10 protein-coding genes and 2 riboswitches are annotated in these 15,944 nt (G+C 60.7%); of the genes, 6 read left to right on the top strand and 4 right to left on the bottom strand.

The features are described 5' to 3' along the window. Positions 1-5 precede the first annotated feature (5 nt). Both cobN and cobW read right to left on the bottom strand, forming a co-directional pair. On the bottom strand, positions 6-3,872 hold the full coding sequence (gene cobN, locus ACYZT9_RS13025; protein WP_462010137.1) for a cobaltochelatase subunit CobN: 3,867 nt from the start codon (positions 3,870-3,872) through the stop codon (positions 6-8). Between the two features lie 2 nt (positions 3,873-3,874). Next, a complete protein-coding gene (gene cobW, locus ACYZT9_RS13020) occupies positions 3,875-4,936 on the bottom strand; it encodes a cobalamin biosynthesis protein CobW (protein WP_462010136.1) in 1,062 nt (353 codons plus the stop codon). 101 nt (positions 4,937-5,037) lie between these two features. Beyond that, positions 5,038-5,249, bottom strand: a riboswitch (cobalamin riboswitch). 234 nt (positions 5,250-5,483) lie between these two features. Further along, positions 5,484-5,711: riboswitch (cobalamin riboswitch) on the top strand. A gap of 121 nt (positions 5,712-5,832) precedes the next feature. Between cobW and ACYZT9_RS13015 the strand changes: the two genes are divergently transcribed. From ACYZT9_RS13015 to cobM, 4 genes are all read left to right on the top strand, one after another. After that, positions 5,833-6,027: a CbtB domain-containing protein gene (locus ACYZT9_RS13015; protein ID WP_462010135.1), complete on the top strand. Its 195-nt coding sequence runs from the start codon at positions 5,833-5,835 to the stop codon at positions 6,025-6,027. A gap of 10 nt (positions 6,028-6,037) precedes the next feature. Beyond that, positions 6,038-6,742 (top strand): CbtA family protein, encoded by a 705-nt coding sequence (locus ACYZT9_RS13010; RefSeq protein WP_462010134.1) that lies wholly within the window; start codon positions 6,038-6,040, stop codon positions 6,740-6,742. Further along, a complete protein-coding gene (locus ACYZT9_RS13005; RefSeq protein ID WP_462010133.1) occupies positions 6,739-7,152 on the top strand; it encodes a cobalamin biosynthesis protein in 414 nt (137 codons plus the stop codon). Before ACYZT9_RS13010 ends, ACYZT9_RS13005 begins: the two co-directional genes overlap by 4 nt. 82 nt (positions 7,153-7,234) lie before the next feature. Then, positions 7,235-7,981 (top strand): precorrin-4 C(11)-methyltransferase, encoded by a 747-nt coding sequence (gene cobM, locus ACYZT9_RS13000; protein WP_462010132.1) that lies wholly within the window; start codon positions 7,235-7,237, stop codon positions 7,979-7,981. A 169-nt stretch (positions 7,982-8,150) separates the two neighbouring features. On the opposite strand, the gene nfuA is transcribed toward cobM, so the two are convergent. Together nfuA and ACYZT9_RS12990 are read right to left on the bottom strand one after the other, a co-directional pair. After that, complete coding sequence (gene nfuA, locus ACYZT9_RS12995; RefSeq protein WP_028621370.1) at positions 8,151-8,735, bottom strand: Fe-S biogenesis protein NfuA; 585 nt, start codon at positions 8,733-8,735, stop codon at positions 8,151-8,153. A 296-nt stretch (positions 8,736-9,031) separates the two neighbouring features. Then, positions 9,032-11,317, bottom strand: a complete 2,286-nt coding sequence (locus tag ACYZT9_RS12990) for a fatty acid cis/trans isomerase (protein ID WP_462010131.1) — start codon at positions 11,315-11,317, stop codon at positions 9,032-9,034. 156 nt (positions 11,318-11,473) lie between these two features. Between ACYZT9_RS12990 and metH the strand changes: the two genes are divergently transcribed. Together metH and ACYZT9_RS12980 are read left to right on the top strand one after the other, a co-directional pair. After that, positions 11,474-15,184 (top strand): methionine synthase, encoded by a 3,711-nt coding sequence (gene metH, locus ACYZT9_RS12985; RefSeq protein ID WP_462010130.1) that lies wholly within the window; start codon positions 11,474-11,476, stop codon positions 15,182-15,184. Between the two features lie 195 nt (positions 15,185-15,379). Further along, positions 15,380-15,598, top strand: coding sequence for a DUF2970 domain-containing protein (locus ACYZT9_RS12980; RefSeq protein WP_462010129.1), 219 nt, complete (start codon positions 15,380-15,382; stop codon positions 15,596-15,598). The last annotated feature ends 346 nt before the right edge of the window (positions 15,599-15,944 follow it).

Here is a 15,944-nt window from a genome sequence, read left to right as displayed (position 1 = left end):
GGCTGTCAGCCGTCTTCTTCTATGTCCAATAACAAATTCTCCAGGGCCTCGCGGTACTCGCCCGGTTCCTTCCACATCCCGCGCTGCTGCGCTTCCAGCATGCGTTCGGTCATGTCGCGCAAGGCATGCGGATTATGTTCGCGAACAAACTCGCGGGTCGCCGGATCCAGAAGGTAGGCATCCGCCAGCAACGCGTACTGGTGGTCGTCGATCAGTTGCGTCGTCGCGTCGAAGGCGAACAGGTTATCGACCGTGGCCGCCAGTTCAAACGCACCTTTGTAGCCGTGGCGCTTCACGCCGTCGATCCACTTTGGATTCGCCGCCCGGGAGCGGATCACCCGGTTCAGCTCTTCCTTCAAGGTACGGATTCTCGGCAAGTCCGGTTGGCTGTGATCGCCATGGTAACTGGCCGCTGCTGCGCCGCTCAGACTTTCCACGGCGGCGAGCATGCCTCCCTGGAACTGGTAGTAGTCGTTGGAATCGAGCAAGTCATGCTCACGGTTGTCCTGGTTTTGCAGCACGGCCTGAACCTGGCTCAGGCGTTGGGCGAACTGTTCGCGGGCGGCGGTGCCTTCGTCCGTACCGCCGTAAGCGTAGCCGCCCCAGTTCAGGTAAACCTTGGCCAGGTCCTCGCGACTTTGCCACAGACGACCATCGATAGCGCCCTGCACACCCGCGCCGTACGCGCCGGGTTTGGCGCCGAAGATGCGCCAACCCGCCTGACGTTTTGCCACCTCTTCATCGAGGCCCGATTGCAGTAACGCTTCACGCTCGGCGCGGACCTTGGCCGCCAAAGGGTTGAGATCGTCGGGCTCATCCAGCGCGGCGACCGCTTGCACGGCGGCGTCGAACAGACGGATCAGATTGGCAAACGCATCACGGAAGAAACCGGACACGCGCAAGGTCACGTCGACCCGCGGGCGGTCGAGCAAACTCAGCGGCAGAATTTCAAAATCATCGACGCGCTGACTGCCCGTCGCCCAGACCGGGCGCACGCCCATCAGTGCCATGGCTTGCGCGATGTCATCGCCACCGGTGCGCATGGTCGCGGTACCCCAGACCGACAGGCCGAGCTGACGCAGATGATCGCCGTGGTCCTGCAAGTGCCGCTCAAGGATCAGGTTCGCCGACTGGAAACCGATGCGCCAGGCGGTGGTGGTTGGCAGGTTGCGCACGTCCACCGAGTAGAAATTGCGCCCGGTCGGCAGCACGTCCAGACGACCGCGACTTGGCGCGCCGCTAGGGCCGGCCGGCACGAAACGACCGCTGAGGGCGTCGAGCAGACCGCGCATTTCGGCGGGACCGCAGGCGTCGAGCCGAGGAGCGACCACTTCGCGCAGGCTCTCAATGATGGCGCTGACGTCGGACCAACACGACTCCTGTGGGAGCGAGCTTGCTCGCGATAGCGGTGGGTCAGGCAAATCAATGTCGACTGACACTCCGCCTTCGCGAGCAAGCTCGCTCCCACAGGGTCCGGGGATGGCATGAGGCTGGTTTAGTGCCTGCTCGATCAGTTGAGCGGCGAACAATTCCAGGCGTTCGCGGGTATCGCCGGCCGTGCGCCAGACTTCATCGTTGAGGGTTTGCAGTTCCAATGGACGCGGCCCTGTCCACAAATCGGCCAACGCACAATCCAGCGGATCGAAACCCAATTCAAACGCCTTCGCCAACGCCCGCAACAAACTCGATTGCGCCCCTCGCCCGTCGCCACGGGGTATCCGCAACAGCGCCAACAAGGTATCGATACGCAAACGCCCAGTCGGCGACTCGCCGAACACATGCAGGCCATCACGGATTTGCGACTCTTTCAAATCGCACAGATAAGTGTCCAGACGCGGCAGCCAGATCGCCGCATCGGCATCGCTGTCGAGCTTGTCGTCCAGTTGCAGTTCGCGGTCGATGTGCGTGTCGCGTACCAGTTGCAGGATGTCGCGCTGCAATTCCCGGGCGCGACGCGGATCAAGAAATTGCGCTTCGTAATATTCGTCGGCCAACAGCTCGAGATTACGCAGCGGGCCGTAGGTTTCGGCGCGAGTGAGCGGCGGCATCAGGTGATCGATGATCACCGCTTGCGTGCGACGCTTGGCCTGAGCGCCCTCGCCCGGGTCGTTGACAATAAACGGATAGATATTGGGCAGCGGCCCGAGCAGCGCGTCCGGCCAGCAGTTTTCCGATAGCCCGACGCCCTTGCCCGGCAGCCATTCGAGGTTGCCGTGTTTGCCGACGTGGATAACGCCGTGAGCGCCGTAGGTGTTGCGCAACCAGAAGTAGAACGCCAGATAGCCGTGGGGAGGCACCAGGTCCGGATCGTGATAGACCGCGCTCGGGTCAACCTGATAACCGCGCGCCGGTTGAATACCGACAAAGGTCAGGCCGAAACGCACCCCGGCGATCATCATCCGCCCGCCACGGCACATCGGGTCACTTTCCGGCGTGCCCCAGCGTTCCAGCACGGCTTGGCGGTTGGCCTCGGGCAAGGCGTTGAACATCAAGGTGTAGTCGTCCAGCGCCAGGCTTTGATGACACGGACGCTGGTCGAGCGTATCGAGGTCGTTGCTGACACTGCCGAGCAATTGCTGGATCAATGCGGTGCCGCTGCCCGGCAGTTCGGCGGGCAGCGGATAACCTTCTGCGTGCAACGCACGGAGGATATTCAACGCAGCGGCGGGTGTGTCGAGGCCGACGCCATTGCCGATGCGCCCGTCGCGGGTCGGGTAGTTGGCGAGGATCAGGGCGATGCGTTTTTCGCTGTTCGGCAACCGCGCCAGATCGATCCAGCGCCGCGCCAGTTCGGCGACAAAATCCATGCGTTCAGGTGCAGGCCGGTAGCAAACGACGTCGGACTGACTGCGTTCGCTGCGCCACGCCAGGTCCTTGAAGCTGATCGGGCGGCTGATGATCCGCCCGTCCAGTTCGGGCAACGCAATGTGCATCGCCAGATCCCGCGGACCGAGGCCCTGCTCGCTGGCACGCCAGCCGGGTTCGTTGTCCTGGGCGCAGATGGCCTGGATCACCGGGATGTTGCGGCGAAACGGTCGCAAATGTGGCGCTTCGGGGCTGGACTGGGCGAAACCGGTGGTGTTGAGAATCAACCCAGCTTCGACTTCGTCCAGCAGGTCCTCGACCACCGTCAGGCAGCCGGGCTCCTTCAAACTGGCCACGGCAATCGGCAAGGGGTTCAACCCCGCCGCTTGCAAACGCTGGCAGAAAACATCGATGAACGCGGTGTTTGCCGCCTGCAAATGCGAGCGGTAAAACAGCACCGCCGCCACGGGTTGACCAGCCTGCCAGTCGGCTTGCCAATCACTCAATGCGGCGGGGCTTTTTTGCGGGTGGTAGATCGCGGTACGCGGCAGTGTTTGCGGTTCGGCCCACGCATAGTCGCGCTCCAGCCAGCGATTGGCCAGGCAGCGAAACAGGTCGAGGGCGTTGGCCATACCGCCCTGGCGCAGGTAATGCCAGAGCCGATCACGGTCTTCTGCCATCACCGTGCTCAGGTCGCTGAGCTCCGGATCCGGGCGATCATCGCCGGGCACCAGAATCAGCTGCACGCCGCGCTGCGAAAGCTCGACCAGTCGCTCAATGCCGTAGCGCCAATAGGCAATGCCGCCATGCAGCGAAATCAGAATCACCTTGGCGTGGCGCAGCACTTCATCGAAATACAGGTCGACCGACGCGTGGTTCTGCACCTGCATCGGGTTGGCCAGGCGCACGCTCGGGTAATCGTCGGGCAATTGCTGCGCCGCTTCGGCGAGCAGCGCCAGGCTGGAATCGCCGCTGCACAGGATCACCAGCTCGGCCGGGGTTTGTCCAAGGTCGGCGATGTTGTCATCCGACACGAAACCGCCGGGCTGGGTCCTGAGCAGGTGCATGGCTAGACGCTGAGCGCGGCGCGCAATTGCGCTTCGAGTTGCGCGGCGTCCAGCGCCTGGCCGATCAATACCAGACGCGTGGTGCGCGCTTCATCGGCGCCCCACTGACGATCGAAATGCTTGTCGAAACGCGTGCCCACGCCTTGGATCAGCAGACGCATCGGTTTGTTCGGAATCGCGGCGAAGCCTTTGACGCGCAGGATGCCGTGCTTGACCACCAGTTGGGTCAGCGCGTCCAGCAGCAGGCTTTCGTCGGCTTGTGGCAGTTCGATGGAGATGGAATCGAAGGCATCATGATCATGATCATCTTCGCCTTCATGGTGGTGATCGTGATGGCTGTGGCGGCTGTCGATGTGTTCTTCGGAACCGGCGCCGAGGCCGATCAACACGTCCAGTGGCAGACGACCGCTGCTGGCTTCGATGACTTTTACCGCTGGCGGCAGTTCTTCGGCGACTTCCCGGCGTACGCGGGCCAGGTCTTCCGGGCTGATCAGGTCGGCTTTGTTGAGGATCACCAGGTCGGCGCTGGCCAGTTGGTCGGCGAACAGTTCATGCAGCGGCGATTCGTGGTCCAGGTTCGGGTCAAGTTTGCGCTGGGCGTCCACTTGATCCGGGAAGGCGGCGAAAGTGCCGGCGGCAACGGCCGGGCTGTCAACCACGGTGATCACCGCATCAACGGTGCAGGCGCTGCGGATTTCAGGCCACTGGAAGGCTTGAACCAGAGGCTTGGGCAAGGCCAGGCCCGAGGTTTCGATGAGGATGTGATCGAGGTCACCGCGACGGGCAACCAGTTCGCGCATCACCGGGAAGAATTCTTCCTGAACCGTGCAGCACAGGCAGCCGTTGGCCAGTTCGTAGACGCGGCCGCTGGCTTCTTCTTCGGTGCAACCGATGGAGCACTGCTTGAGGATTTCGCCATCGATGCCCAACTCGCCGAACTCGTTGACGATCACCGCGATGCGGCGGCCTTGGGCATTGTCGAGCATGTGCCGCAGCAAGGTGGTTTTGCCCGAGCCGAGGAAGCCGGTAACGATGGTAACGGGGAGTTTGGCCAGTGTTTTCATCGGATGCCCTTTGGCAAGGTGGCGGGCATACGGGACGACAATCGCTGCGACGGATGCGCGCGCGGAAGAGTTCGCCACCGGATCACCCCGCCCGGTTGTAGTGAGAAATCTGTGTCGAGGCAGGTCTCCTGGCTGACGGCTTGCCAGGCGCTAACCTGGCATTCGCTGCGCCTTCCCGCGAACCTTTGCACAGGGTTTGCAGTGGCGTGGCAGCGAACATCACCGTTCACAGTTGCGGGGGCAGCCGCGGCATCGACCGCGTTCCCTTCTTAGCTTCGGCAAACGCCGAAGAACCTCGAAAGCGCAAGGCTACGCATCGTATTGGGGCGGGTCAATGTTCGTGAGGCACTCGCGATCCCTTGTGGCGAGGGAGCTTGCTCCCGCTCGGCGGCGAAGCCGTCGTAAAACTTGCTTGCGAGTTATGCCTGAAGCAATGTTGGGGGTCGCTTCGCAACCCAGCGGGAGCAAGCTCCCTCGCCACAGGTACCAGTCTCGGTTTCGAGTTGAGAACTCCTGCCAATTGACGCCCAACCCTCGCCCATGCTCTCCTACTCAGCTTGTTACGGGTGCCCTTCACAGGGTGAAACGGGAAACCGGTGAATCATGTGCTTTACTCAAAGCCATGTCAGTCCGGTGCTGCCCCCGCAACGGTAAGCGAGCGAAGCGTCAGATCCACTGTGTCAGCAGTTCGGCATGGGAAGGTGATGCTTGCAGGTTTCGGTTAATGCCAAAGCCCCTCGCGAGCCCGGAGACCGGCCCGCAACACACAGTGACGATTGCGTTCACTGAATAACAAACCCGCGGTGGGCGGGCGCTGTTTGAACTTCTGCGTGCCCGATTCGCAGGGGCCTTCCATGCGCTCTATATCACCCGCTGACAGACCAGAGGGAAGCGCCATGTCGATCATCAGCAGCACCGGCCACACATCAGCCAGCACCACCACCACGACCTTGACTCAACGCCTGACCGCTGCCGCCTGCGCATCGATCCTTGGCGCGTGCCTCGTGTATTTCGCCGGTTTCTCGCACATCGAAGCCGTGCACAACGCCGCGCACGATACCCGTCACAGCTCCGCTTTCCCGTGCCATTGAGACCTGCCACATGATCAAGCGTATTGCGCAAACCGCAGGGTTCACCGGGTTGCTGGCCGCCCTGCTGCTGACCCTGCTGCAAAGCTTCTGGGTCTCTCCGCTGATTCTGCAGGCCGAGACCTACGAGAAATCCGGGCCGGCTGCTGTTGAAGTTCATGAACACGCCGCCGGCACCGCCGCTCACACCCACGATTCCGAAGCCTGGGAACCGGAAGACGGCTGGCAGCGCGTGCTGTCGACGACCGGCGGTAACCTGGTGGTTGCAGTGGGTTTCGCCCTGATGCTCGCTGGCCTCTACACCTTGCGAGCGCCGACCAAAACCTCGCAGGGTCTGCTTTGGGGCTTGGCCGGTTACGCAACGTTCGTGCTGGCTCCGACCCTCGGCCTGCCGCCTGAACTGCCCGGCACTGCCGCGGCGGATCTGGCACAACGGCAAATCTGGTGGATCGGCACTGCAGCGTCCACCGCTGCCGGCATCGCGCTGATCGTGTTCAGCCGTCACTGGTTGATGAAGATCCTGGGCGTGGCGATTCTCGCCGTTCCTCACGTCATCGGCGCGCCGCAACCGGAAGTGCACTCGATGCTCGCGCCGCAAGCCCTGGAAGCCCAGTTCAAAATCGCTTCGCAGCTGACCAATGTGGCGTTCTGGCTGGCCCTGGGCCTGATCAGCGCCTGGTTGTTCCGACGCAAAAGCGATGGCCAATACCCCGCATGACGGATACTGGCACAGCGCCGACTTTGGTGGTCGGCCTGGGCTGCCAGCGCGGCTGCCCTGTCAGCACGCTGCGGGCGTTACTCGATCAGGCGTTACAGGCGCATCAAATCGGGCTTCACCAGATCAAGGCCTTGGCCAGCATCGACCTGAAGCGCGAAGAACCTGGTCTGATCGAGCTCGCCGCACAACTCGAACTGCCCCTGATGTACTTCAGCAGTGAGCAACTGGCCGGTTATCAACCGCGACTCAGCCACCGCTCGGACATCGCTTTTGAACGCACCGGCTGCTACGGCGTAGCGGAAAGCGCCGCCCTTGCCCTCGCTGAACAATTGGCTCAGTCACCGGCAAAACTGCTGATCTCGCGACAAAAATACGCCCAGGCCACTCTGGCATTGGCCTACGCTGCGTAAAACCCTCGATAATCCGCGCCTTCGATTATGAGCAATCTTCATCTGAGGCGTTGCCCAGCCCCTTTTCTGACAGGAAACGACGATGACCGTCTACTTCATTGGCGCAGGTCCCGGCGACCCGGAACTGATCACCGTCAAAGGCCAACGGTTGATCCGTAGCTGCCCGGTGATCATCTACGCCGGCTCCCTGGTACCCGCCGCCGTGCTGGAAGGCCACCGCGCCGAACAGGTGGTCAACAGCGCCGAACTGCACCTGAAAGAGATCATCGAACTGATCAAGACCGCCCATACCAATGGGCAGGATGTGGCGCGGGTGCATTCCGGCGATCCGAGTCTGTACGGGGCGATTGGCGAGCAGATTCGTTATCTGCGTGAACTCGACATTCCATTTGAAATCATCCCCGGTGTCACCGCCACGGCAGCCTGTGCGGCACTTTTGGGCGCTGAGCTGACTTTGCCGGACGTGTCACAGAGCGTGATTCTGACGCGCTACGCCGACAAGACTGCAATGCCCGCCGGTGAGGAGCTGGGGAGCCTGGCGCAGCATGGCGCGACCATGGCGATTCACCTTGGGGTCAATCATCTGGAAAAAATCCTGGTTGAGTTGCTGCCGCATTACGGCGCGGACTGTCCGATTGCGGTGATTCACCGGGCAACCTGGCCGGATCAGGATTGGGTGGTGGGGACGCTGGCGGATATTGCCGGGAAGGTTGAGGCGAAGGGGTTTCGGCGTACGGCGTTGATTTTGGTGGGTCGGGTGTTGGGCAGTGATCACTTTAGTGAGTCATCGCTGTACCGTGCCGGGCATGCACATCTTTACAGACCTTAGGGCCCCATCGCGAGCAAGCTCGCTCCCACATTGGATTTTCAGCGCAAACACATGCTGCCTACAACAAAGATCATTGTGGGAGCGAGCTTGCTCGCGATGGGGCCAGTGATTTTTACACATAAAAAAACGGCACTCACGGGTGCCGTTTTTTCATGTCGCAGCGAACACCTTAGTAGTAGGCGTTTTCTTTCTGCGTGTGGTCGGTCACGTCACGCACACCCTTCAGTTCGGGAATGCGCTCGAGCAAGGTGCGCTCGATGCCTTCACGCAGGGTGACGTCCGCCTGGCCGCAGCCCTGGCAACCGCCGCCGAACTTCAACACGGCGATACCGTCGTCGACCACATCGATCAGGCTGACCTGACCGCCGTGGCTGGCAAGCCCCGGGTTGATCTCGGTCTGCAGGTAATAGTTGATGCGTTCATTGACCGGGCTGTCAGCGTTGACCATTGGGACTTTGGCGTTTGGCGCCTTGATGGTCAACTGGCCGCCCATGCGGTCGGTCGCGTAGTCGACAACCGCGTCGTCCAGGAAAGCTTCGCTGAACGAGTCGATATACGCCGTGAAGCTTTTCAGCCCCAGCGCGGTGTCTTCTGGTTTTTCTTCGCCCGGCTTGCAGTAGGCAATGCAGGTTTCGGCGTACTGGGTGCCAGGTTGGGTGATAAAGACGCGGATACCGATGCCCGGGGTGTTCTGCTTGGAGAGCAGATCAGCCAGGTAATCGTGGGCGGCGTCGGTGATGGTAATAGCGGTCATGGAAACTCCTCGCAGGCTTGCGCGCAGTTTACGCCAATCATCGCGCCACACAAAGTCCTAGTATTTATGTCAGGAAAGCGCCAGCTCGCCACGGCCAAATGCGTCAACATTGACAGCCCTCTCGATCGCACTCCACAAATCCCCGCAAATTCCCTGTGGGAGCGGGCTTGCTCGCGAAGGCGGAGTGTCAGTCGACATTGTTTTGTCTGACACACCGCCTTCGCGAGCAAGCCCGCTCTCACATTAATTCAGCGGTGCCTTAAAGTGCCGACACCGGCACACCACAAAAAAGTCGATCAAAGATTCTCGTAGCGGTTCATGTCCAGCACGCCCTCTTCCACCGGGTCGGTTTCCTGGACGTACTGGCTCAGGTCATGGAAGTAGAACCAGAACTGCGGATGGCTACGGCGAATTCCCCAGCGCTCGACGATTTTTTCGAATCGGTTGGCGTCCCGGGTATTTTCCATCGCCTCTACGAACGCTGGCACCTGATCGGCGGGAATGTTGAACATGAAGTTCGGATAGCTGCTGAGTACGCCAGGGAAAAGGGTGAGCGTGTCGAGCCCCGGTTGGTAACGCAGCGACTCGCCCAACAGGAACGCCACGTTGCTGTGCGCGCGGTTGCGCAACAGGCTGTAAACCTCGCGCTCGCCACTCGCCGTTTCGATACGCAGCATTGTTGCTTCCGGCAACTGATCGATGACTTTCAGTCCGGCGGCAGGACGCGACGTCAGGCGGCTCAGGGCCTGCTCGGCACTCTGCAACGCCGGATCAATGTTCGGCCGTGAGCAATACGCCCCGTCACAACGGTTGATCGGATCGGGCCTGGCATTGAGCTCGCCGTAACGGCTCAGCAGTTGCATTGCAAAGTCGCGTTTCGGGTCTTTCTCATCGAGCTTCAGCGCGGTGGGTTTGTCGTTGTCGATGGCTTCATAGTCCAGCCACATCTTGAATTTGCCGCCGCGCTGGTACCAGTCGTCGAGGTAGCCGTCCCGCGAATCGGCGGGCATCAGACGCAGGAAGTTCTGCTCGGCGCCATTGCGGATCAGGTCGAAGTACAGGCGCGTTTGCGCTTGATGGGAAACGTTGCCGAACACATCGAAATTGACTGCCAGCTGATAATACGTGCGTTCCAGCAGCGGGAAATCGAACAGCCACAGCGTTTGTGGCACATCGCCGATCAGACCCTTGTTCACTGAGGCGCTGTCGAAATGCCGGAAAATGCTCAGCAACGCATTGTCGTTTCCAGCCCACAAGGTCGACCAGCTCGGCGCCGGTGAATCAGCGTAGTAGTCGCGGCGCAGCGCCTCGTATTCGTTGCGCTTGTCGCGGTAGTCATGCCACAGGCTCAGGACACTGCCAACGTCATCGTTCTGCCCGGGCATGGCCAGCAACGGCGTGGCCTGGCCGCGATAATTGGGGTCAGTGATGTAGAGGTCGTGTTCCGGTGCCTGGAACAGCGCCCAGAAATGATCGCGGATCACGTCGGTCGCGATCTGACCGCGGCAGACCGGCCCACGAATAAAGGTGCGCACGAAGTATTCGGCGTTATCGAGCATGAACTGATACCGCGCCTGCGCCGGGATCGCCTCGAAGGTGCTGAACGGGTTGGCCCGGCGCTCCGGACCGTAACCCGGCAAGGCGTTGACTTGCCAGCTGCCGTTGTAGAACAGGCTTTTGATCCGTGCCATCTTCGCCGCGCTGAGCGGGTAGGTGATGTGGGTCTTCTGCACGATCACGCCCTGCACCGGCCACAAACGGTAATACACCTGGGTTCCCGGGTCATCGTTCGGGCGGCGGGTGTTGATCAGGTCAATCGGTTGCCCCGTCGGCGTGCGCGAACGCACCCACTGAAAGAAATGCCCCGGCTCGCCATCCTTAAAGTAAATGTGGGCGAGGAACCAATGCTCGAACAACCAGCGCCCCACCAGACTCTGCCGGGCGCCCGGCGAGTTGAGCAGGTTTTCCCATTGCACCACTTGCAAGGCTTCCTTCGCAGAGGGAACCAGACCTTGCTTATCGATCGGCGCACCCGAGGCCAGCCAGCGTTGCAACGTCTGGTACTGCTGATCGGTCAGGCCGGTGACCGCCAGCGGCATGCCTTCCTTCGGATGAGTGCCGGCGTAACCGTCGAACTCGGCCGGCATCGCGCACCTGTTCTCACGATTCAAGCCCAGGACGATGTCTTCCGGCAATTTGGCATTGGGTGTCAGAGGTGTTTTGTGACCCAGTTCCAGCATCCGCGCCATCAACGCGGCCTGGCTGCCCTGTGTGTCGAGCACCGAGTAGAAGCCCTTTTGCTGCCAGGCGCGCTTGCCGAAAGCGTCATAGAACAACCGGGCCGGGGCCGCCGCCTGACTTCGCTCTCCGTCGTAGACCGGATTCTTGGTCGCGCCACGGACCGCCCCTTCACCACTGCCCAGGTTCAATTGACACGCGGAGTCATAGCAGGCGTGGCAGGCGACGCACTTTTCGGTGAAGATCGGTTGTATGTCGCGGCTGTAGGAAATGGCCAGACCTTGCGCAACGGCACCCCAGCTTAAAAACAGCATAAATATGCTGGTGATGACGCGATACGCCATGTCTGCGTTCCTGATCCTGGAAAATGCCGGGCGATTCTACCGGGCCATCCCCCCTCGCAACATGAGCGATATTCATGCAAAAACCGCACATGCTCTAAAAGCGCACAGGTTTGTTATGATCCCGGCCCTTCGTCATGGTCTTTTCGAGTAGTCCCAATGTCCGATCGCAGTGTTCGCCTTCAAGCTCTCAAGCACGCCCTCAAAGAGCGCATTCTGATTCTCGATGGCGGCATGGGCACGATGATCCAGAGCTACAAGCTCGAGGAGCAGGATTATCGTGGCAAGCGCTTTGCCGACTGGGCAAGCGATGTCAAAGGCAACAACGATCTGTTGGTGCTGACGCGCCCGGACGTGATCGGTGGCATCGAAAAGGCCTACCTGGATGCCGGCGCTGACATTCTGGAAACCAACACCTTCAACGCTACCCGGATTTCCATGGCCGATTACGGCATGGAAGAACTGGCCTACGAACTGAACGTAGAAGGCGCTCGCCTGGCGCGCAAGGTCGCCGACGCGAAAACTCTCGAGAACCCGGACAAGCCTCGCTTCGTCGCCGGCGTGCTCGGCCCGACCAGCCGCACCTGCTCGCTGTCGCCGGACGTCAACAACCCCGGCTACCGCAACGTGACCTTCGATGAACTGGTGGAGAACTACACCGAGGCCACCAAAGGCCTGATCGAAGGCGGCGCCGACCTGATCCTGATCGAAACCATCTTCGACACTCTTAACGCCAAAGCCGCGATCTTCGCCGTGCAAGGGGTGTTCGAAGAGCTGGGCATCGAACTGCCGATCATGATTTCCGGCACCATCACCGACGCCTCTGGTCGTACTTTGTCCGGCCAGACCACCGAAGCGTTCTGGAACTCCGTCGCCCACGCCAAACCGATCTCGGTCGGCCTGAACTGCGCCCTCGGCGCCAGCGAACTGCGCCCGTACCTGGAAGAGCTGTCGAACAAGGCCAGCACTCACGTCTCCGCGCACCCGAACGCCGGCCTGCCTAACGAATTCGGCGAGTACGACGAGCTGCCGTCGGAGACCGCCAAGGTCATCGAAGAATTCGCCCAAAGCGGTTTCCTCAACATCGTCGGCGGCTGCTGTGGCACCACGCCGGGCCACATCGAAGCCATTGCAAATGCCGTGGCGGGTTATGCGCCGCGTGAAATTCCGGACATTCCGAAAGCCTGCCGCCTCTCGGGTCTGGAGCCGTTCACCATTGATCGCAGCTCGTTGTTCGTCAACGTCGGCGAGCGTACCAACATCACCGGCTCGGCCAAATTCGCCCGTCTGATCCGCGAAGACAACTACACCGAAGCCCTGGAAGTTGCCCTGCAGCAGGTCGAGGCCGGCGCCCAGGTGATCGACATCAACATGGACGAAGGGATGCTCGATTCGAAGAAGGCCATGGTGACCTTCCTCAATCTGATTGCCGGTGAACCGGACATCTCTCGCGTGCCGATCATGATCGACTCCTCGAAGTGGGAAGTGATCGAAGCCGGCCTGAAGTGCATTCAGGGCAAAGGCATCGTCAACTCGATCAGCATGAAAGAAGGCGTTGAACAGTTCATTCATCACGCCAAACTGTGCAAGCGCTACGGCGCGGCCGTGGTGGTGATGGCGTTCGACGAAGCCGGCCAGGCCGACACCGAAGCGCGCAAGAAAGAAATCTGCAAACGCTCCTACGACATTCTGGTCAACGAAGTCGGCTTCCCGCCGGAAGACATCATCTTCGACCCGAACATATTCGCCGTCGCGACCGGTATCGAAGAACACAACAACTACGCCGTGGATTTCATCAACGCCTGCGCCTACATCCGTGACGAACTGCCGTACGCGCTGACCTCGGGCGGCGTGTCCAACGTGTCGTTCTCGTTCCGTGGCAACAACCCGGTGCGTGAGGCGATTCACTCGGTGTTCCTGCTGTATGCCATCCGCAACGGCCTGAGCATGGGTATCGTCAACGCCGGTCAACTGGAAATCTACGACCAGATCCCGGCCGAGCTGCGCGACGCGGTCGAAGACGTGGTGCTCAACCGCACCCCGCACGGCACCGACGCCCTCCTCGCCATCGCCGACAAATACAAGGGCGACGGCAGCGTCAAGGAAGCCGAGACCGAAGAGTGGCGCGGCTGGGACGTCAACAAGCGTCTGGAGCACGCACTGGTCAAGGGCATCACCACCCACATCGTCGAAGACACCGAAGAGTCGCGCCAGTCGTTCGCCCGCCCGATCGAAGTGATCGAAGGCCCGCTGATGTCCGGCATGAACATCGTCGGTGACCTGTTCGGCGCCGGCAAAATGTTCCTGCCACAAGTGGTGAAATCCGCCCGCGTGATGAAGCAGGCCGTGGCGCACTTGATTCCGTTCATCGAGCTGGAAAAAGGCGACAAGCCGCAAGCCAAGGGCAAGATACTGATGGCGACGGTGAAAGGCGACGTGCACGACATCGGCAAGAACATCGTCGGCGTGGTGCTGGGCTGTAACGGCTACGACATCGTTGACCTCGGCGTGATGGTGCCGGCCGAGAAGATCCTGCAGGTGGCCAAGGAGCAGAAGTGCGACATCATTGGTTTGTCCGGTCTGATCACGCCTTCGCTGGATGAAATGGTTCACGTCGCCCGCGAGATGCAGCGTCAGGACTTCCACTTGCCGCTGATGATCGGTGGTGCAACCACCTCCAAGGCGCACACGGCGGTGAAGATCGAGCCGAAGTACAGCAACGACGCGGTGATCTATGTCACCGATGCTTCCCGTGCCGTGGGCGTGGCGACGCAGTTGCTGTCCAAGGAACTGAAGCCGGCGTTCGTCGAGAAGACCCGTCTGGAATACATCGACGTTCGCGAACGTACTGCCAACCGCAGCGCCCGCACCGAACGCCTGAGCTACCCGGCGGCCATCGCCAAGAAGCCGCAGTTCGACTGGAGCGCCTATGCGCCGGTCAAACCGACCTTCACCGGTTCCAAAGTGCTGGACAACATCGACCTGAAAGTCCTCGCCGAATACATCGACTGGACGCCGTTCTTCATCTCCTGGGACCTGGCCGGCAAGTTCCCGCGCATCCTCGAAGACGAAGTGGTCGGTGAAGCTGCCACTGCGCTGTACGCCGACGCGCAGGAAATGCTCGCCAAACTGATCGACGAGAAACTGATCAGCGCCCGTGCGGTGTTCGGTTTCTGGCCAGCCAATCAGGTGCGTGACGACGACATCGAAGTCTACGGCGATGACGGCAAGCCATTGGCCAAACTGCATCACCTGCGTCAGCAAATCATCAAGACCGACGGCAAGCCGAATTTCTCCCTGGCCGACTTCGTGGCACCGAAGGACAGCGAAGTGACCGACTACGTGGGTGGCTTCATTACCACTGCCGGCATCGGCGCCGAAGAAGTGGCCAAGGCCTATCAGGATGCCGGCGACGACTACAACTCGATCATGGTCAAAGCCCTGGCTGATCGCCTGGCCGAGGCCTGCGCCGAGTGGCTGCACCAACAGGTCCGCAAGGATTACTGGGGTTACGCCAAAGACGAGACGCTGGACAACGAGGCGCTGATAAAAGAGCAGTACACCGGCATCCGCCCTGCCCCGGGCTACCCCGCGTGCCCCGATCACACCGAGAAGTCGACGCTGTTTGCATTGCTCGACCCTGAAGCGAGCGAAATGAAAGCAGGCCGTAGCGGCGTGTTCCTCACCGAGCACTATGCAATGTTCCCGGCGGCGGCAGTCAGCGGCTGGTACTTCGCTCACCCGCAGGCGCAGTACTTTGCCGTGGGCAAGGTCGACAAGGATCAGGTGCAAAGCTACACCTCGCGCAAAGGTCAGGAGTTGAGTGTGACCGAGCGGTGGTTGGCGCCTAACCTGGGTTACGACAACTAACCTAGTCTCCTGGCCACAATACTGTGACCAACAGAGATCCCCTGTGGGAGCGGGCTTGCTCGCGAAGAGGCCGTGTCAGTTAACAATAATGTCGCCTGATACACCGCATTCGCGAGCAAGCCCGCTCCCACATTTGCTTTGTGCATGCCCTGAATTGTCTATGCTTACTTTTCACATATTGGTGACGAGGGGTTTATGGAGGATCCAGTCAACAACAAGCCGCCCACTTTCTGGCAGATGCTGCACAGTGTCATGGCGGCGGCGTTCGGGGTGCAGAGCGGGAAGAATCGGGCCCGGGATTTTGCTCACGGCAAGCCCAGCCATTTCGTGATGCTGGGGATTCTGTTCACGGCAGTGTTTGCACTGACACTCTACGGCATCGTGCAACTGGTGGTCATGCTGGCGGGGGTTTAGCGCGTCAGGGCCTGCAGGCTGAACGGATAGCGGTAGGTCGTTGGCCGCGACAACTTCATCATTGATCGTCCGAGCCCCCGCAAGTCCGCCGAGCATAGCCAACGAACACCGGCAAACGAAGCTTATCGCGGGTTATGTCCGACCAATTGTCGGAACCGGGCCCGGACGGGGTCGGTTATTGATGACTGACCCAGAATACCGCGGTGCCCACGACCAGAATGATCAGAAACAGAATGGCCCAGGCATCGACCGTACTGTCAGGCTTTGAAGCTTTGGTAGGGTTGCTCATTGCATCGCCTCTTGTCGGTTTTATCGGTGATTGCATAAAGACTCGACCACAGTAAAG

This window comes from Pseudomonas sp. ZT5P21 (genome assembly GCF_054897785.1).
This window is presented reverse-complemented; position numbering and strand designations above follow the sequence as displayed.